Origin of the sequence: Xylophilus sp. Leaf220, assembly GCF_001421705.1 — a bacterium.
Taxonomy (GTDB): domain Bacteria; phylum Pseudomonadota; class Gammaproteobacteria; order Burkholderiales; family Burkholderiaceae_C; genus Xylophilus.
The window spans coordinates 1-17,393 of sequence record NZ_LMKO01000024.1; the positions used below are offsets into that span (position 1 = coordinate 1).

At 68.1% G+C, this 17,393-nt stretch carries 18 protein-coding genes; 4 read left to right on the top strand and 14 right to left on the bottom strand.

Annotated features, from left to right (window positions below):
- Positions 1–500 precede the first annotated feature (500 nt).
- Together ASE76_RS15600 and ASE76_RS15605 are read left to right on the top strand one after the other, a co-directional pair.
- Entirely contained in the window at positions 501–2,393 is a 1,893-nt protein-coding gene (locus tag ASE76_RS15600; protein ID WP_055841467.1) for an ATP-binding cassette domain-containing protein, read from the top strand.
- Positions 2,394–2,488: 95 nt separating this feature from the next.
- Positions 2,489–4,198, top strand: coding sequence for a phospholipase D family protein (locus ASE76_RS15605; RefSeq protein WP_082448635.1), 1,710 nt, complete (start codon positions 2,489–2,491; stop codon positions 4,196–4,198).
- Between the two features lie 110 nt (positions 4,199–4,308).
- Here the strand turns inward: ASE76_RS15605 and ASE76_RS15610 are convergent, their stop codons facing one another.
- The 7 genes from ASE76_RS15610 to ASE76_RS15640 form a co-directional block, all read right to left on the bottom strand.
- Positions 4,309–5,406, bottom strand: coding sequence for a chemotaxis response regulator protein-glutamate methylesterase (locus ASE76_RS15610; protein WP_055841473.1), 1,098 nt, complete (start codon positions 5,404–5,406; stop codon positions 4,309–4,311).
- 70 nt (positions 5,407–5,476) lie between these two features.
- Complete coding sequence (gene cheD / locus ASE76_RS15615) at positions 5,477–6,154, bottom strand: chemoreceptor glutamine deamidase CheD (protein ID WP_055841475.1); 678 nt, start codon at positions 6,152–6,154, stop codon at positions 5,477–5,479.
- Positions 6,141–7,016 (bottom strand): CheR family methyltransferase, encoded by an 876-nt coding sequence (locus ASE76_RS15620; protein ID WP_055841478.1) that lies wholly within the window; start codon positions 7,014–7,016, stop codon positions 6,141–6,143. Before ASE76_RS15620 ends, cheD begins: the two co-directional genes overlap by 14 nt.
- A 16-nt stretch (positions 7,017–7,032) precedes the next feature.
- On the bottom strand, positions 7,033–7,530 hold the full coding sequence (locus ASE76_RS15625; RefSeq protein WP_055841481.1) for a chemotaxis protein CheW: 498 nt from the start codon (positions 7,528–7,530) through the stop codon (positions 7,033–7,035).
- A 49-nt stretch (positions 7,531–7,579) separates the two neighbouring features.
- Positions 7,580–9,793 carry a chemotaxis protein CheW gene (locus ASE76_RS15630; protein WP_055841485.1) on the bottom strand — a complete coding sequence of 738 codons (2,214 nt, stop codon included), beginning with the start codon at positions 9,791–9,793 and terminating at the stop codon, positions 7,580–7,582.
- A 57-nt stretch (positions 9,794–9,850) separates the two neighbouring features.
- On the bottom strand, positions 9,851–10,213 hold the full coding sequence (locus ASE76_RS15635; RefSeq protein WP_055841488.1) for a response regulator: 363 nt from the start codon (positions 10,211–10,213) through the stop codon (positions 9,851–9,853).
- A 57-nt stretch (positions 10,214–10,270) separates the two neighbouring features.
- Positions 10,271–10,717, bottom strand: a complete 447-nt coding sequence (locus ASE76_RS15640; protein WP_055841491.1) for a hypothetical protein — start codon at positions 10,715–10,717, stop codon at positions 10,271–10,273.
- 220 nt (positions 10,718–10,937) lie between these two features.
- On the opposite strand from ASE76_RS15640, the gene ASE76_RS15645 reads away from it, so the two are divergent.
- Together ASE76_RS15645 and ASE76_RS15650 are read left to right on the top strand one after the other, a co-directional pair.
- Positions 10,938–12,092, top strand: a complete 1,155-nt coding sequence (locus ASE76_RS15645) for a histidine kinase (RefSeq protein WP_055841492.1) — start codon at positions 10,938–10,940, stop codon at positions 12,090–12,092.
- The gene (locus ASE76_RS15650; protein ID WP_055841495.1) at positions 12,089–12,718 is read left to right on the top strand and encodes a response regulator transcription factor; all 630 of its coding nucleotides are present in this window, start codon (positions 12,089–12,091) and stop codon (positions 12,716–12,718) included. Before ASE76_RS15645 ends, ASE76_RS15650 begins: the two co-directional genes overlap by 4 nt.
- Before the next feature lie 209 nt (positions 12,719–12,927).
- On the opposite strand, the gene fliR is transcribed toward ASE76_RS15650, so the two are convergent.
- Genes fliR through fliL form a run of 7 tightly spaced genes read right to left on the bottom strand, consistent with a single transcriptional unit; the run spans position 12,928 to position 17,168 of the window.
- Positions 12,928–13,692, bottom strand: a complete 765-nt coding sequence (fliR, locus tag ASE76_RS15655; protein WP_055841498.1) for a flagellar biosynthetic protein FliR — start codon at positions 13,690–13,692, stop codon at positions 12,928–12,930.
- Positions 13,693–13,714: 22 nt separating this feature from the next.
- The gene (gene fliQ, locus ASE76_RS15660) at positions 13,715–13,984 is read right to left on the bottom strand and encodes a flagellar biosynthesis protein FliQ (RefSeq protein ID WP_055841501.1); all 270 of its coding nucleotides are present in this window, start codon (positions 13,982–13,984) and stop codon (positions 13,715–13,717) included.
- A gap of 6 nt (positions 13,985–13,990) precedes the next feature.
- Positions 13,991–14,782: a flagellar type III secretion system pore protein FliP gene (gene fliP, locus ASE76_RS15665; protein WP_055841503.1), complete on the bottom strand. Its 792-nt coding sequence runs from the start codon at positions 14,780–14,782 to the stop codon at positions 13,991–13,993.
- Positions 14,775–15,128, bottom strand: a complete 354-nt coding sequence (locus ASE76_RS15670; protein WP_055841506.1) for a flagellar biosynthetic protein FliO — start codon at positions 15,126–15,128, stop codon at positions 14,775–14,777. Before ASE76_RS15670 ends, fliP begins: the two co-directional genes overlap by 8 nt.
- Positions 15,128–15,562 carry a flagellar motor switch protein FliN gene (fliN, locus tag ASE76_RS15675; protein ID WP_055841509.1) on the bottom strand — a complete coding sequence of 145 codons (435 nt, stop codon included), beginning with the start codon at positions 15,560–15,562 and terminating at the stop codon, positions 15,128–15,130. The genes ASE76_RS15670 and fliN overlap by 1 nt, the downstream gene beginning before the upstream one ends.
- Positions 15,552–16,556 carry a flagellar motor switch protein FliM gene (fliM, locus tag ASE76_RS15680; RefSeq protein ID WP_055841511.1) on the bottom strand — a complete coding sequence of 335 codons (1,005 nt, stop codon included), beginning with the start codon at positions 16,554–16,556 and terminating at the stop codon, positions 15,552–15,554. Before fliM ends, fliN begins: the two co-directional genes overlap by 11 nt.
- 12 nt (positions 16,557–16,568) lie before the next feature.
- Positions 16,569–17,168, bottom strand: coding sequence for a flagellar basal body-associated protein FliL (fliL, locus tag ASE76_RS15685; protein WP_055841514.1), 600 nt, complete (start codon positions 17,166–17,168; stop codon positions 16,569–16,571).
- Between the last annotated feature and the right edge of the window lie 225 nt (positions 17,169–17,393).

The following is a 17,393-nucleotide window of genomic DNA, read 5'->3' on the forward strand; positions in this document are numbered from 1 at the left end:
TCAGCAGAGCCTCAAATTCTAGCACGGTTTTTTAAGTACCGTCAAACTTTTTTTGCTTTCCGCCTCTTTCAACCATCCCGCCGCACACACCACCGAAGCAGCACCGCAACCAGACCGCCGAATTCTGCAGAGCCTCGAATTATATACCGGAAATCCGGGGCGTCTCAAGATCTTTCGAAGAAGAGACAAATTCTTGGCTACTCACCTCGCTGCGCATCAGCCAGTCCCTGAAGACCACCTCCGTGCAGCGAAGCCCTCGACTNTCAAGATCTTTCGAAGAAGAGACAAATTCTTGGCTACTCACCTCGCTGCGCATCAGCCAGTCCCTGAAGACCACCTCCGTGCAGCGAAGCCCTCGACTGTAGCACAGCAAAACAACCTGTTTTGAGCATAGGCCCCATTCCGTTCTCTTGCGGGGAATCGAACACACCTTCCGCTGGACGGTGCACTGCAACATAGGCCGCGCTGCAGGCCCTCCAGTCCGGATAATCCCCCTCCATATGGCACTCATCACACTTCTCGATGCGCAGCTGGCTTTCGGCCATGTGGCGCTGCTCGACCACGCAGGCTTCTCCCTGGAAACCAACGAGCGGGTCGGCCTGATCGGCCGCAACGGCGCAGGCAAGTCCTCTCTCCTCAAGATACTGGGTGGCATGGAGAAGCCCGACGACGGGCATGTGCAGGTGCAGCAGGGCACCCGCATCGCCTATGTGGCGCAGGAGCCCATCCTGGTGCCGACCCACACGGTCTTCGAATCGGCCAGCGCCGGCATCGCCAGCGCGATCGCGGCACGTGAGCGTTACCTGTCAGGCGACGAAGGCGAAGACCTCGACGCGCTGCAGACCGAGATCGAATCGCTCGACGCCTGGAACTGGGAGCAGCGGGTCGAGGAAACGCTCGCCAAGCTGCATCTGACGCCCGACGCGCTGGTGGGCGACCTCTCCGGCGGCACGCGCAAGCGGGTCGCGCTGGCCCAGGCGCTGGTCGCGAAGCCGACCGTGCTGCTGCTGGACGAGCCGACCAACCACCTGGACCTCGATTCGATCGAGTGGCTGGAGACGCTGCTGGTCGACTTCAAGGGCAGCCTGGTCACCATCACCCACGACCGCTCCTTCCTCGACAAGGTGGCCACCCGCATCGTCGAGCTGGACCGGGGCCACCTGCGCTCCTACCCCGGCAACTTCGCCACCTACCTGGTGCAGAAGGCCGACCAGCTGGCGCAGGAGGACGTGGTCAACGCCAAGGCCGACAAGCTGCTGGCCCAGGAAGAGATCTGGATCCGCAAGGGCGTGGAGGCGCGCCGCACGCGCAGCCAGAGCCGCATCGGCCGGCTGGAGAGCATGCGTGCGCAGCGGTCGGCACGGCGCGAGGCGCTGGGCAGCGTGAAGCTGGACGTGGCCTCGGGCGTACCGACCGGCAAGATCGTGGCGGAGCTGACCGAAGTGAGCAAGTCCTTCGGCGACAAGACGATCGTGCGCAACTTCACCGGCACCATCCTGCGCGGCGACAAGGTCGGCCTGATCGGTGCGAACGGCGCGGGCAAGACCACCCTGCTGAAGATGATCCTGGGCGATCTGCAGCCCGACTCCGGAAAGATGCGGCAGGGCTCCAACTTGCAGGTGGCGTACTTCGACCAGATGCGCCAGTCGCTCGACCTGAACGCCACGCTCGAGGACTTCATCAGCCCCGGCAGCGAGTGGATCGAGATCGGCAACCAGCGCAAGCATGTCAAGAGCTACCTGAGCGACTTCCTGTTCTCGCCGGCGCGCGCCACCTCGCCGGTGCGCTCGCTCTCCGGCGGCGAGCGCAACCGGCTGCTGCTGGCCCGCCTCTTCGCGCGGCCGGCCAACGTGCTGGTGCTCGACGAGCCGACCAACGACCTGGACATCGAAACCCTCGAGTTGCTGGAAGACCTGCTGCAGAACTATGAGGGCACCGTCTTCCTGGTGAGCCACGACCGGACCTTCCTCGACAACGTGGTGACCAGCACGCTGGTGGCCGAAGGCAACGGCCACTGGCGCGAATACGAGGGCAGCGTGCAGGACTGGCTGACCCAGTCGCGCCGCGCGCGCGAACTGGCGCAGCGCGCCGGTCCGGCGGCGGCACTCTCTGCGCCCGCTGCACCGGCGCCCGCACCCGCACCGGTTGCTGCGGCCGCCGCTTCGGCCAGCCCCAAGCGCAAGCTGAGCTACAAGGACCAGCGTGTGCTCGACGGCCTGCCCGAGCAGATCGCGGCGCTGGAGGCCGAGCAGGCGGAGATCAACACCGTGCTGGGCGACGGCAGCCTGTACGGCACCGATCCGCAGCGTGCGGCGACGCTCGCGGCGCGCAACGCCGAGATCGACGACCTGCTGCTGGCAGCGCTCGATCGCTGGGAAACGCTGTCTTCCTGACCGGGCAAATGCCGCCAGCGCTGTCGTCCGACAGACGCGGCGCGGCAGACCGATAGAGTGGCGCCACGCCGCGAGGCGTTCAGAAAGACGCCCCCATGCTTGCTCGTGCCGCTGCCGCCCTCCCGTTTAGCCTCGACGACGCCGGTCGGTGGCATGGCCGATGGAAGGCAGCACTGGTCGCAGGACTGGTCGGATTGCTGTCGGCCTGCGGCAGCCTGCCGCCCAATACCCAGCGCGAGGCATCGCAGGCCCTGCCGGTCGGCGGCACCACGCTCGCGGCCACCACGGCAGCTTTGCGGCCCCAGCCGCCCACCAGCCGCAACGCCTCCGGCATGCGCCTGCTGGGCAGTTCGGAAACCGCTTACGGCAGCCGGCTGGCGCTGATCGCCGCCGCCGAGAAGACGCTCGACCTGCAGTACTACAGCATCCATTACGACAGCTCAACCGAGGCCCTGATCGAACGGCTGCGCGAGGCCGCGGGCCGCGGCGTGCGCATCCGTGTGCTGCTGGACGACTTCAACAGTGCCGGCCTGAATGCCCGGGTGCTGATGCTCGACGAGGTGCCCGGCATCCAGGTGCGGCTCTTCAATCCGCTCTTCGGCCCGCGCAGTTCGCAGGCAGGGCGGCTCGTCAGCTCGCTGTTCGACTTCAGCCGTATCCAGCAGCGGATGCACAACAAGGTCTTCATCGCCGACAGCGCGCTGGCGGTCACCGGCGGCCGCAACCTGGGCGACGAATACTTCGGCCAGGGCGACAAGAGCAACTTCCTCGACCTGGACGTGCTGGTGGCCGGCAGCCTGGTGCAGGATTTGTCGCGCAGCTTCGACCGGTACTGGAACGACGACCTGGCCTATCCGGTCGCGACGCTGCTGAGCCCGGGCGAGCGCGACAAGCTGCGGCCCCAGGCGCAGGCAGCGGCGGCGGCCCAGCGCCGCGCAGAAGCCGCGCCGGCGGCGCCCGCCCCGGCGCAGGCCGAACAGAACAACGATCAAGCCGCTTCCGCCACCGCACAGGCGGCGGAGCCCCAGGCCCGCACCGTCCCCGGCGCCGGCGATGTGGCGCGGCAGATCGCCGAAGGCCGGCTCGAACTGGTCTGGGCGCCCGCGGTGCTGCTGGCCGACAAGCCATCGAAGATCGACCCCGAAGACTCCGAGCAGGACCCGGCCGACGCCGACGGCACCGTGGTCGACGACCTGGTCCACCTGCTGGGCCGCACCCGCCAGGACCTGCTGATCGTCTCGCCCTATTTCGTGCCGGGCGAGGCGATGATGAAGACCTTCACCGACCTGCGCCAGCGCGGCGTGCGGGTGCGGGTGCTGACCAACTCGCTGGCCTCCAACGACGCGCCGCTGGCCCACGTGGGCTATGCACGCTACCGCGAGGCCCTGTTGCGCGCCGGGGTGGAGCTGTACGAGCTGCAGGCGCAGGGCGAGACCCGGCGGCGCATCTTCGGCTCCACGCCGCAGTCGCGGTCGAGCCTGCATGCCAAGGCGCTGGTGATGGACGGCCGGCTGCTGGTCGTCGGGTCGATGAACCTCGACCTGCGATCTGCCCTGCAGAACACCGAGCTGGGCCTGGTGATCCGCAGCCAGGTGCTGTCGAAGGAACTGACCGAGAACCTCGAATCGACGATGGGCGACTGCTACCGGGTGGAGCTGACGCCCGAGGGCCGGCTGCGCTGGCACGCGCCGTCCCACGACACCGCCCGCGCCGGCCAGGTCTACGACAGCGAACCGGAGGCGGGGACCGGCCTGCAGATCATGCTGAAGCTGGTCGGGCCGTTCGCGCCCGACGAGATGCTCTGACCCCTGCGCCGGTCCGATACGACAAACAGTCGCTTGCTACCGAATTCGTAGCTAGAAGCCGGCATCGCAAGCCGGCTGCAGCCACTTTTCAATGGGAATCCGCCGCTGCGCTAGATGCGGTGGTGCACCCGGTCCGGCGCATGCAGCCGGCCGATCAGCGCGGGCGCGATCTGGTCGAGCGGCAGCACCTCGTCGGCGGCACCGTGGGCGATCGCCTCGCGCGGCATGCCGAAGACGATGCAACTCGCCTCGTCCTGCACGTAGTTGTAGCTGCCGGCGTCCTTCATCTCGCGCATCGCCTTCGCGCCGTCGGCGCCCATGCCGGTCAGCATGATCCCGTACGCGTTGCGGCCGGCCATGGCTGCGGCCGAGCGGAACAGCACCTCGACCGACGGCTTGTGGCGGTTGACCGGCTCGGTGTCTTCCACCACCGCCATGTAGTTGGCGCCGCTGCGGCCGATGCTGAACTGGCGGCCGCCCGGCGCGATGTAGGCATGGCCGGGCAGGATGCGCTCGCCGTGCGTCGCCTCTTTCACCGTGATGCGGCACAGCCCGTTGAGCCGCGCGGCGAAGCTGGTGGTGAAGCCCGGCGGCATGTGCTGGGTGATCAGGATCGCCGGGCAATCGGCCGGCAGGGGGGTCAGCACATGGCGGATCGCCTCGGTACCGCCGGTGGAAGCGCCGATGAAGATCAGCTTCTCGGTCGAGACCCGGCCGAGCAGGGCGCTGCTGGTCGCAGGCGGCGGGGCGGCCGTCGTGCCAGAGGCCGCGGCCGGGGCGGCTGCAGGCGCCGGTGCGCGGCGGATCTGCGCCTTGGCCGCGATGCGGACCTTGTCGACGATCTGCGTCGCCAGCTCGCTCAGGCCGTTGGCCACGCCCACCCGGGGCTTGGCTACGAAATCGGTCGCGCCCAGTTCCAGCGCGCGCAGGGTGACCTCGGCGCCGCGCTCGGTCAGGGTGGAGATCATCACCACCGGCATCGGCCGCAGCCGCATCAGCCGGCCGAGGAAGTCGATGCCGTCCATGCGCGGCATCTCGACGTCGAGCGTGATCACGTCGGGGTTGCGCTCGCGGATCATCTCGCGCGCGATCAGCGGATCGTTGGCGGTGCCGATGCACTCCATGTCGGGCTGGCGGTTGATGATCTCCGACAGCAGGCTGCGCACCAGCGCCGAATCGTCCACCACGATGACGCGGATCTTCTTCATGCTCTTCTCGTTTTCCGTCTCTCAGGTTGCCTGCGGCGCCGCGGCCCGCCGTGCAGGTCGCCGCGCGCTCTCAGAACAGGTCGACCGACCCGCCCGCCGTAGTGTGCGCCACCGTGGCCGCATTGCCGCGCCGCTCCTGCGACAGCAGCGACTCCGGGTGCGCGTGTGCCAGCCGCTTGACCATCGCCTTGCCCATCACCGGGAAAAAGCAGACCTTGCGCGGATGGATGTCGAGCACGTCTTCCGACAGGATCGGGATCCGTTCGGTGCGCAGGTACTCCTTCACGAAGGCGGTGTTGCGCTCGCCCACGTTCATCGTGGTGAAGCCGGCCATCACCTGCCCGCCGCCGAAGATCTTGGCCTGCAGGTTTTCCCGGCGCGCACCGGCCTTCATCATCTCGTTGATCAGCAGCTCCATCGCATAGGAGCCGTAGCGGCCCGAGACGTCGCTCGCGTCGCTCTCGGGCAGCATGAAGTGGTTCATGCCGCCGATGCCGGCGCGGCTGTCCCAGAGGCAGGCCGCGATGCACGAACCCAGCACCGTCATGATCACCACCTGCTCGTTGGAGACGAAGTACTCGCCCGGCAGCACCTTGACCGCGTTGTACTGGAAGTGGTGGTCGAAGTAGAAGAACGAGGCCTCGCCCGCCTTGCGCGGCTGGGACTTGAGCTTTTCCAGCGAAGAGGGCGCCGCGGAGGGCGCAGCGCCCGGGGCCGCGGTACGGGTCGCGGTGCTAGCGACGTTCATAGACTGTCTTTCCCCGCAGCGTGAACAGGTCGCGCGATTCGCTGAAATTCTCGGCATGGCCCACGAAGAGCATGCCGCCCGGCTTCATCACGCGGTGGATGCGCTCCAGCACCCGGCGCTGGGTGGGCGCGTCGAAATAGATCATGACGTTGCGGCAGAACACCACGTCGAAAGGGTCGCGGAACGGCCAGTCGTCGCGGATCAGGTTGACGCTCAGGAAATCGATGAAGCGGCGCAGCTCGGGCTTGACGCGCACCAGGCCCGCATTGCTCTGCTTGCCGCGCATGAAGAACTTCTGCTGGCGTTCGGGCGACAGGCCTTTGAGCGCGTCGAGCCGGTAGATGCCCTGCGCCGCATGGGCCAGCACCTTCGAGTCGATGTCGCTCGCCGACAGCTTGAACGCGGCGTTGGGGCCGAGCGTCTCCAGCGCGGTCATGACGATCGAGTACGGCTCCTCGCCGGTCGAGGCGGCATTGCACCAGACGCTCCAGGGCGTGCCCGAGGGCCGGGTGCCCAGGTGCTGCGCCAGGATCTCGAAATGGTGCTGCTCGCGGAAGAAGGCGGTGAGGTTGGTGGTGAGGGCGTTGACGAACTCCTGCCATTCGGCGCCGGCCGCGCCGTCGGCCGATTCCAGCCAGCCCAGGTATTCCTGGAAGCTGGTGTGCCCGGTGTCGCGCAGCCGGCGCGAGAGCCGGCTGTAGACCATCGCATGCTTGCCCTCGTGCAGGCTGATGCCGGCGCGCTGGTAGATCAGCGCCCGGACCCGGGTGAAGTCGGCGTCGGTCCAGACGAACTCCCGGCCCTGCGCCGCCGCGGCGGCCACGGGAGCCAGGAGGTTTTCGCGCGCTGCGGCAACGGCCATGGGAGTCCTCGCAGCCTCAGGCGGCCAGGGCGGGCGGCACAAGGCCCATGTCGACGCTGGACATCAGCTTCTCGATGTCGAGCAGGATCAGCATGCGCTCGGCGACCGAGCCCAGGCCCAGGATGCAGTTGTTGTCGACCACGCTCTCGATCTCGGGCGCGGCCTTGATGTTGTCGGGCGTCAGCTCGAGCACGTCGCTCACCGAATCAACCACAATGCCGACCACCCGGTTGCGCAGGTTGAGGATGATGACGACGGTGAAGCTGTTGTAGTCGGCGTTGGCGCAGTTGAACTTGAGCCGCATGTCGACGATCGGGACGATCGTGCCGCGCAGGTTGACCACGCCCTTGATGAACTCGGGCGCGTTGGCGATGCGGGTCGGCGGCTCGTAGCCGCGGATCTCCTGCACCTTCAGGATGTCGATGCCGTATTCCTCCTGGTCCAGGCGGAAGGTCAGGTACTCGCGGGCGCCGATGGTGGCCTGGCCGCCGATCTTGCCGATAACGTTGCTCATGGGGTTCTCTCCTTCGAAAGGGGTTGCGGGGGGCGAAAGGGCGCGGCGCTCAGTGCCGCGCGCGGCGCACCAGGCCGCTGGTGTCGAGGATCAGCGCGACCTTGCCGTCGCCGAGGATGGTGGCGCCCGAGATGTTGGGCACCCGCCGGTAGTTGGATTCGAGGTTCTTCACCACCACCTGGTGCTGGCCGAGCAGCTCGTCGACCAGCAGCGAGACACGGCTGCCGTCGGACTCGACCACCACCATGATGTTGCCGTCCTTGTCGTCCGGGTCGCGCGGGATCTGGAACACCTTCTCCAGCGCCACTACCGGCATGTAGTCGTCGCGCACCTTCACCAGCTGCGAGCCCTGGGCGATGGTGTTGAGCGCGGCCGCGTCGACCTGGAACGATTCGATGACCGAGGCCAGCGGCAGGATGTAGACCTCGCCCGCCACCCGGACCGACATGCCGTCCATGATCGCCAGCGTCAGCGGCAAGCGCACCGACACCTTCATGCCGTAGCCTTCGGCCGAGTCGATCTCGACCGAGCCGCCGAGGGCTGTGATGTTCTTCTTGACCACGTCCATGCCGACGCCGCGGCCCGACACGTCGGTCACCACGTCGGCGGTGGAGAAGCCGGGCGCGAAGATCAGGCCCCAGACGTCGCCGTCGGTCATCTGGTCGGAGACCTCGATGCCGCGCTCGCGTGCCTTCGACAGGATCTTGTCGCGGTTCAGGCCGCGGCCGTCGTCGCGCACCTCGATCACGATCGAGCCGCCCTGGTGGGAGGCCGAGAGCGTGATCGTGCCGTTCTCGGACTTGCCGGCGGCCAGGCGCTGCTCGGGCGGCTCGATGCCGTGGTCGCAGCTGTTGCGCACCAGGTGGGTCAGCGGGTCGGTGATCTTCTCGACCAGGCCCTTGTCTAGTTCGGTCGCCTCGCCCTGGGTGACGAAGTCGACCTTCTTGCCGAGCTTCGTGGCCAGATCGCGCAGCATCCGCGGGAAGCGGCTGAACACGGTCGACATCGGGATCATGCGGATCGACATCACCGATTCCTGCAGATCGCGGGTGTTGCGGTCCAGGTCGGCCAGGCCGCTCAGCAGCTGCTGATAGGCGGCCGGGTCGAGCCCCTGGCTGTTCTGCGCCAGCATCGCCTGGGTGATCACCAGCTCGCCGACCAGGTTGATCAGCTGGTCGACCTTGCTGACGCCGACGCGGATCGTGGTGGCTTCGAGCTGCTGCGCCTGTGCGCCCGGCTTGGGGCCTGCGGCCTCGGTGGGTGCGCGGCCCTCGGCCGGCTTGGCGGTGCCGCCGGCCGATGCCGGCGCACCGGGTGCGCCGTCGAACAGTCCGTAGGAAGCGATCGGCGAGCCGGGTGCGTCGTGGAAGAAGCCGAACGGCGCCTTGGCGGCGATCGCGGCCTCGACCAGGTCGGGGTCGTTGTCGTGCGGGCCTTCGGCGGCGGGCGCGGCGGCCGGTGCCGGTGCCGGCTCCGCGGCAGCGGCGCCGCGGACGGAGATGCGGACCTGCTCCTTGGCGACGTGGAAGACGAACAGGTCGAGCAGGTCTTCGTCGGACGAGGTGGTCTCGACCGCGAAGACACGGGTGTCGGCGCTGCTGCTGGGCAGCGTCTCGATCGTGCCCAGGCCGGGGATGTCGCGGAACAGTTCGCGCAGCGCGTCGGCCTGGCCGGGATTGTCGAGCGGCCCGATCCGGATCTCGAGCGAGCGGGTGCCGCCTGGCTCGACGGCGGCCGCCGGAGCCGCTGCGACCGGAGCAGGCGCCGGTGCGGCAGCAACTGGTGCCGGCGCGGGTGCCGGTGCCGGTGCGGCCACGGGTGCGGCGGCCGGCACTTCGCCGGCGGCCAGGGCCGCGATGCGGCGCACCAGGGCGGAGGTGTCGAGCGATTCGCCCGCGCCGCCGGCCTGGTGGCGGGCCAGCAGGCTACGGGAGGCGTCGGCCGACTCCAGCAGTACGTCGACCATCGCCGGCACCGGCTGCAGCTCGTGGCGGCGCAGGCGGTCGAGCAGCGACTCCATCTGGTGGGTCAGCTCGGCCACGTCGGCGAAACCGAAGGTGGCGGCGCCGCCCTTGATCGAGTGGGCGCAGCGGAAGATGCCGTTGAGCTCTTCGTCGTCGGCGGCGCTCAGGTCCAGGTCGAGCAGCATCTGCTCCATCTGGTCGAGGTTCTCGCCGGCCTCCTCGAAGAAGATCTCGTAGAACTGGCTGAGGTCGAAATCGGCCCCGGCGCCACCTGCGCTCTCTTGGTGGACATCAGACATGGCGGGGTCCCTGATAAATCATTGGCATGGAAACTGGATGGACAGGTCGGGCCGCGTTCAGCGGGTGACCTTCTGGATGACTTCGATCAGGCGGTTCGGATCGAACGGCTTGACCAGCCAGCCGGTGGCGCCGGCGGCGCGGCCGGCCTGCTTCATCTGGTCGCTCGACTCGGTGGTGAGGATCAGGATCGGCGTGGTCTTGAACTTGGGCGTGTCGCGCAGCATGCGGGTCAGGCCGATGCCGTCGAGACGCGGCATGTTCTGGTCGGCCAGCACCAGGTCGATCTTCTCGGTCTGGGCCTTCTCGAAGGCGTCCTGTCCGTCCACCGCCTCGACCACGTGGTAGCCGGCGCTGGTCAGGGTGAAGGAAACCATTTTTCGCATGGATGGTGAATCATCAACAGCGAGGATCGACAGCATGTGGGAGCTCCAGCAAAGAACGTGATAGTGAGAGACTGAACAGGCGCGGCGCGCGCTTCAGAAGAGTTCGATGGACCCGGCGTCCATCTCGCTCTGGGTCACCGGGTTGGGCCGCTCGGGCGCGATCTCGGGCATCGCTTCCTCGCCCTCCTCCTGGCCCATGGCCTCGGAGGCGAGACGGAAGGCACATCCCTGCAGGACCCGCGTGGTGTGCACGATCAACTGGGAGGCCATGTCCTGGAACTGCAGCTCGGTCACGGCGTGGCGCAGCGCCGAGCGCGCGCTCTCCACCGCGTCGGCGTCGTGCGGCGCGCCCTCGACACCGTTCAGGCTCTGCGACGCAGCGCCGAAACGCTCCATCAGATTGTCCGCGGCGTGGCTGAGCAGGCCCTCGAGGCGCTGCAGGTCGTGCATGACCACGAGCAGCGAGTCCTGGACCTCGGCCACCACCATCAGGGGTAGCTGAACGGCTGGACCGTCGTGGGATGCGAACGTCTGTTGCATGGATTCTCCGTCCCTGCCAATCCCTGCAGTGCGGGGGACGCCTTTCGGCGGCCGGGGCCTGTTTGCTTATTCTGGTGCATCTGGCCTGGGTCCTGTACATATCGGCACAAAATCCGGAGACTTCACACATATTTGCAACACCCGTGCCATCCCGCGGTGCGACGGCGCAGCAGCTGCCTGTCTTCGCGCCGTGCGGGTCGGCGCCTATGATGGGGTCCGCATGCAGCCCTACGCCTCCTCCGACTCCCCGACGCTGAGGATTCTCCACCTGGAAGACTCCGACGCCGACCATGCGTTGGTGCGGCATACCCTACAACGCTCCGGCGCGCCATTCGAAATGTGCCGGGTCGAAACACTCGAGGCGCTGCAATCGGCCCTGGACGCCGGCGGCTTCGACGCGGTGGTGGCCGACTACCGGCTGCCGGGCTTCACCGCGGTCGATGCCTGGGAGGCGGTCTCCGCCCGGGGCGCGGCGGCCCTGCCGCCCTTCGTGCTGCTGTCGGGCGCGATCGGCGAGGCGGCGGCGGTCGACGCGATCCGGCGCGGCATCAGCGACTACCTGCTGAAGGACGACATGGCCAAGCTGCCGCACGTCATCGCCCGGTCGATCGAGGTGCGCCACGCCCGCTTCGCCCGGGAAGAGGCGGTGCGGGAGCTGGCCGCGTCCGAGCGCCGCCTGGCCGAACTCACCGAGCACCTGCAGACCAGCATCGAGCAGGAGCGCGCCGCGATCGCCCGCGAGATCCACGACGACATCGGCGGCGCGCTGACCGCCGTCAAGTTCGACCTGGCCTGGATCGCCCGGCATGCCACCCAGGACGAGATGCAGCGCCACGCCCAGGCGGCCGGCGACATGCTGCGCCACGCGATCGGCGCCAGCCAGCGGATCATGATGAACCTGCGCCCGCCCATCCTGGACCAGGGGCTGACCGCGGCGATCCAGTGGCTGGTGGAGGGTTTCGAGCGTCGCACCGGCATCGCGGTGCAGGTCCACGCGCCGCTGAAGAAGCCGGCGCTCTCGGCCGAGGTGGAACTGGTCGCCTACCGCACCGCGCAGGAAGCGCTGACCAACATCACCAAGTACGCCCAGTGCACCGCGGTGACGATCGACATCTCCGACGGCGGCGGCCTGCTGACCCTGGAGGTCTCCGACAACGGCCGCGGCCTGCCCGCCGGCGCGCGCGACACGCCGAAGGCCTTCGGCCTGCGCGGCCTGCAGGAGCGGGCCAAGACGGTCGACGGCTGGCTCGACATCAGTTCGGCCCCCGGCCAGGGCACGGCGCTGGTCCTGTCGGTGCCGCTGCCCGGCGCCGCCGGTGCCGCCGCCCTGGCCGACCCGGACGAGGAAGCAGAACAAGGGGAAGTAGCGCCATGATCCGCGTCATCCTGTGCGACGACCATGCCCTGGTGCGGCGCGGCGTGCGCGACACGCTCTGCGAAGCGGTCGACATCACCGTCACCGCCGAGGCCGGCAGCTATGCCGAGCTGCGCGAGGCGATGCGCACCGCCGCCTGCGACGTGCTGCTGCTCGATCTCTCGATGCCCGGCCGCGGCGGCCTGGAGGTGCTGGCCGCCCTGAAGGAAACCGATTCCGAGATCCGCGTCCTGGTGGTGTCGATGTACCCCGAAGACCAGTATGCGATCCGCTGCCTGCGCGCCGGCGCCTACGGCTACATGAACAAGGCCGGCGCGCCGGAAGAGCTGGTCGCCGCGGTGCGCGTCGTGGCCCAGGGCCGCAAGTACCTGACCCCCGAAGTCGCACAGATGCTGGCTGAAAGCGTCTCCAAGCCGATCGCCGACTCGCCCCACGCCAGCCTGTCGGAGCGCGAGCTGCAGACCCTGCTCAAGATCGCTTCCGGCCGACGCCTCTCGGACATCGCCGAGGAATTGATGCTCAGCCCCAAGACCGTCAGCGTCTACCGCACCCGGGTGCTGGAGAAGCTGGGCCTGTCGAACAACGCCGAACTGACGGTGTACGCCATTCGCAACGGATTGGTTTGATCGAAAACGATAGCAGGTAGCCGGCGTCCAGCAAGCATTTCAGGCACAAATCATGCCGAAGCCCGCCATGCACGCCGACCACACGCTATGATTTTTGCAGCGACCATAGCGCAATCGGCTCCCTGCAGCGGCGCAGCCCGCCGGTCCACCGGTCGTGCTCCTTCGCAGGGGGAGGCGAAGACGCGAAGCGCGCAGCCTGGGGGTGGGCTTCATCTGGCGAAGAGGTCGATCACCTTCTGCATCAGCGCCATCACCGGCTGGTCGAGCATCGGCAAGGTCGCGGCGATGCCCACCATGCCCATGGTCAGCGTCACCGGAAAGCCGATCGCGTAGATGTTCATCTGCGGCGCGACCCGCGAGATCACGCCCAGCACCAGGTTGACGAAGAGCATCAGCCCGATCAGCGGCAGCGCGATCCACAGGGCGCTGGCGAAGAGTTCGGTGCCCAGCAGGTGCAGCCGGGTGGTGGCGACCACGTCGAGAAAGCTGCCATCGGCCGGGAACGCCTCGAAGCTGCGGATCACCGCCATCAGCAGCGTCAGGTGGCCGTTGATCACCACGAACAGCAGGATCGACATATGGCCCAGGAAGCGCGAGACGGCGCTCACCTGGGTGCTGGTGCTGGGGTCGAAGAAGGCGGCGAAGTTCAGGCCCATCTGCAGGCCGATCAGTTCGCCGGCCAGCTCCACCGCGGCGAACACCAGCCGCACCGCGAAGCCGATCGCCAGGCCCACGCCCACCTGCTGCACCACCGCGCCCAGCGCGCCGGGCCCGTTGATGCTGATCACCGGCTGCCCCACCAGGCTGGCCTGCGCCGCCAGCGACACCAGGAACGCCAGGCCGATCTTGGCGCGCATCGGGATCGACCGCAGCGAGAAGACCGGCGCCACGCTGAACAGCGCCATCACCCGCAGGAACGGCCAGAGGATCGGCGACAGCCAGGCGGCCAGCTGCGCCTCGGTGATCGAGATCACGGCCGCGGCCCGGAGCGGCGGGTCATGCCGCCAGCGTGGGAATGGATTCGATCGTGCGGCGCAGGTAGTCGACCAGGGTCGTCAGCATCCACGGGCCGGCGACGGCGAAGACGACCATCGCGGCGATCAGCTTGGGCACGAAGGAGAGGGTCGATTCGTTGATCTGGGTGATCGCCTGGAAGATGCTGACTACCAGCCCCACCACCATCACCGTCGCCAGCATCGGCATCGAGACGGTGATCATCAGCAGCAGCGCTTCCTGGCCGGTGGAGAGGACGAATTGCGGGTTCATGGGTGCCTACTGAACAAAACTAGCCGCCAGGGAGCCGATGAGCAGGTTCCAGCCGTCGGCCAGCACGAAGAGCATGAGCTTGAACGGCAGCGCCACCAGCACCGGCGACAGCATCATCATGCCGAGCGACATCAGGATGCTGGCGACGACGATGTCGATCACCAGGAACGGGATGAAGATCATGAAGCCGATCTGGAAGGCCGACTTCAGCTCGCTGGTGACGAAGGCCGGCACCAGCACCCGGAAGGGCGCGGTCTCGGCGGTGGTGCCGGCGGGCAGCCGGGCCAGGCGGGCGAACAGGGCGAAGTCGGACTGGCGCGTCTGCTTCAGCATGAACTGGCGCACCGGCGATTCGCCGCGCTCCAGCGCCTGCTCGAACGAGATCTGGTTGGCGCTGTAGGGCTGGTAGGCGTCGGCATACACCTTGTCCAAGGTCGGGCCCATGACGAAGAAGCTCAGGAACAGCGACAGGCCGATCACGATCTGGTTGGGCGGCGCCGACTGGGTGCCGAGCGCCTGGCGCAGCAGCGACAGCACGATGACGATCCGGGTGAACGAGGTCATCATCAGCAGCACCGCCGGCAGGAACGACAGCGCGGTGAAGAACAGCAGCGTCTGGATCGGCACCGAGAAACTGGTGCCGGCCGCGCCGTTGCCGATCAGGAGCGGCAGCTGGCCGTTGGGCGTGGCCGTCTGGGCCGAGGCCAGCGGCAGGGCCACGACCAGCGCGGCGGCCGCCGCCCAGCGCAGGGCGTTGCGCACCGCAGGTGCCCTGCGGGTCTGCACCGCGTCAGGCATGCGGGCCTCCGGTATGGCCGGGCTCGGCGTGGTCGTGCGCTTGCTGCAGGCGGGCGGCCGCGGCGGCGGCCTGGGCGAAATCGGGGGCCGGCAGGGTGTGCAGGGCGGTGATCGCCTGCGGCGTCACGCCCACCACGATCCAGGTGCGGGCCGATTCGGGCCCCACCTCGATGGTCATCACCCGCTGCTGCGGGCCGACGGCGACCGCCGCGACGATGCGCGACGTGGCATGGCCGGTGCCCGCCACGCCGCCCGCGGCCGTGCGGCGCTGCACCCACTTGATGCCCCAGGGCAGCAGGGCCAGCACCGCGACGAACGCGACGACCGAGAGGAGCGCCTGCGTCATCATCCCTTGCTGACCCGGCGCAGCCGCTCGGACGGGGTGACCACGTCGGTCAGCCGGATACCGAACTTGTCGTTGACCACCACCACCTCGCCCTGGGCGATCAGGTAGCCGTTGACCAGCACGTCCATCGGCTCGCCGGCCAGGGCGTCGAGTTCGACGACCGAGCCCTGCGCCAGCTGCAGGATGTACTTGATCGGCACCTTGGTGCGGCCCAGCTCCACCGAGAGCTGCACCGGGATGTCGAGCACCCGGTTGATGTCGCCGAGCGCCGCGTCGGCCATCGACGAGGAGGTGGCCTGCGCCACGTTGCCGAAGAGCGGGCCGCCCTGCTCGACCTCGTCGCGCGAGGGCGCGGTCTTGGCTTCTTCCAGGGCCTCTGCCCAGGCGGACATGTCGTCGTCGCCGCCACCACCGTTGGTATCGTCAGTTGACATTCTTATCTCCAATCCAGTTCAGATCCTGGCCCCGCAGGCTTTCCTCGATGCGGATGGCGTACTTGTTGTTGTGGGTGCCGTACTGGCAGTCGAACATCGGCACCCCGCCGATCGTGGCCTGGATCCGCGGGAGGCGGTCCAGCTCGATGAAATCGCCCGGCTTCATCGCGAGCAGCTGCTCCACCGTGGCGTCGGCCGTGGCCAGTTGCGCCACCAGCTCCACCTCGGCCGCCTGGATCTCGCGCGAGAGCAGCTTGACCCAGCGGCGGTCCACCTCGATCGAATCGCCTTGGGTGGACGAGAACAGCACGTCGCGGATCGGCTCCAGCGTGGCGTAGGGCATGCACAGGTGGATCGAGCCGGCGATGTCGCCGATCTCCAGCTGGAACTGGGTCGACACCACGATCTCGCTGGGCGTGGCGATGTTGGCGAACTGGGGCTGCATCTCCGAGCGCTGGTACTCCAGCTCCAGCGGGTAGATGCCCTTCCAGGCCTTCTTGTATTCCTCGCAGATCACGTCGACCAGGCGGTTGATGACCCGCTGCTCGGTGGCGGAGAAGTCGCGGCCCTCGATCCGGGTCTGGAACTTGCCGACGCCGCCGTAGAGCGTGTCGATCACGCCGAACACCAGCGAAGGCTCGCAGACGATCAGGCCGCTGCCGCGCAGCGGACGGATCGCCGCGATGTTGAAGTTGGTCGGCACCGCCAGCTCGCGCAGGAACGCGCTGTAGCGCTGCACCGACACCGTACCCACCGAGACTTCGGGGTTGCGGCGGATGAAGTTGAACAGGCCGACGCGCAGGTTGCGGGCGAAGCGCTCGTTGACGATTTCCATCGTCGGCATCCGGCCGCGGACAATCCGCTCCTGGCTCGAGATGTCGTAGTTGCGGATCGAGCCCGCCTCGGGCACGTCCTCGACGATCTTCTGGCTCTCGCCGGTGACGCCTTCGAGAAGGGCATCGACCTCTTCCTGCGATAGAAACGCTTCACTCATGTCGTGGCTCCGTCACTGGATGATGAAGCTGGAGAAGAGCACGCCGCGCACCGGGTTGGGCGCCGACTTGGCCTTTTTCTTCTTCGTAGCCTTTGCCTTTGCGGTGGCGTCCTCGCCCTCGTCGGGCGGCACGTAACCCAGCGGCTTGCCGGCTTCGGCCATGATGTCGGCGGCCAGCTTCTCCTTGCCGTCGCGCTGCAGCAGCTCGGCCGCGGTGCGCTGCGAGACCAGCATCAGCATGGCGCTGCGGATCGAGGGCATGTAGAGCTTCAATTGGTCGGCCACCTTGGCGTCGGTCACCTCGAAGGTCACGCCGATCTGGGCGAAGCGGTCGCCGCCCGGGTCGGCCAGGTTGACGACCATGTTGTCGACCGGCAAAAACGTGGGCGGCGTGCCGGGCTTGGCGGCCGGCGCGTCGTGGTGCGCCTCGGCGGCGGGGGCGCCGTCCTCGTCGTCGGCATCGGCCGCGGCGCGGTGGGTGAACCACCAGGCGCCCGCACCGCCCGCGCCCAGCAAGACGACCAATACCAGCAGGGCCAGGATCAGCTTCTTCTTGGACTTCTTCACCGGTGCGGCGGCATCGGTGGCAGGGGCGGCGGCGGCTTTGGACACGTGGGTCTTTCCTCGGGGCGGATCGGGTGGCTGCCGTCCGCCCGGTACGCGCGGCGCCCGGATCGTCGGCAGATGACGCGATTATTCGCCCTGCAGACCCCTCCGGTCCGGCGAATAGGGGCGGAAAACAGGGCTTTCACCCGTCGCCGCCCCTCCAGGGCCGGCGATTCGGCCGCCCGCCACCCCGCTGCGCGCCGGAATGCCCCGGAGTGCTGGATGCGGTGC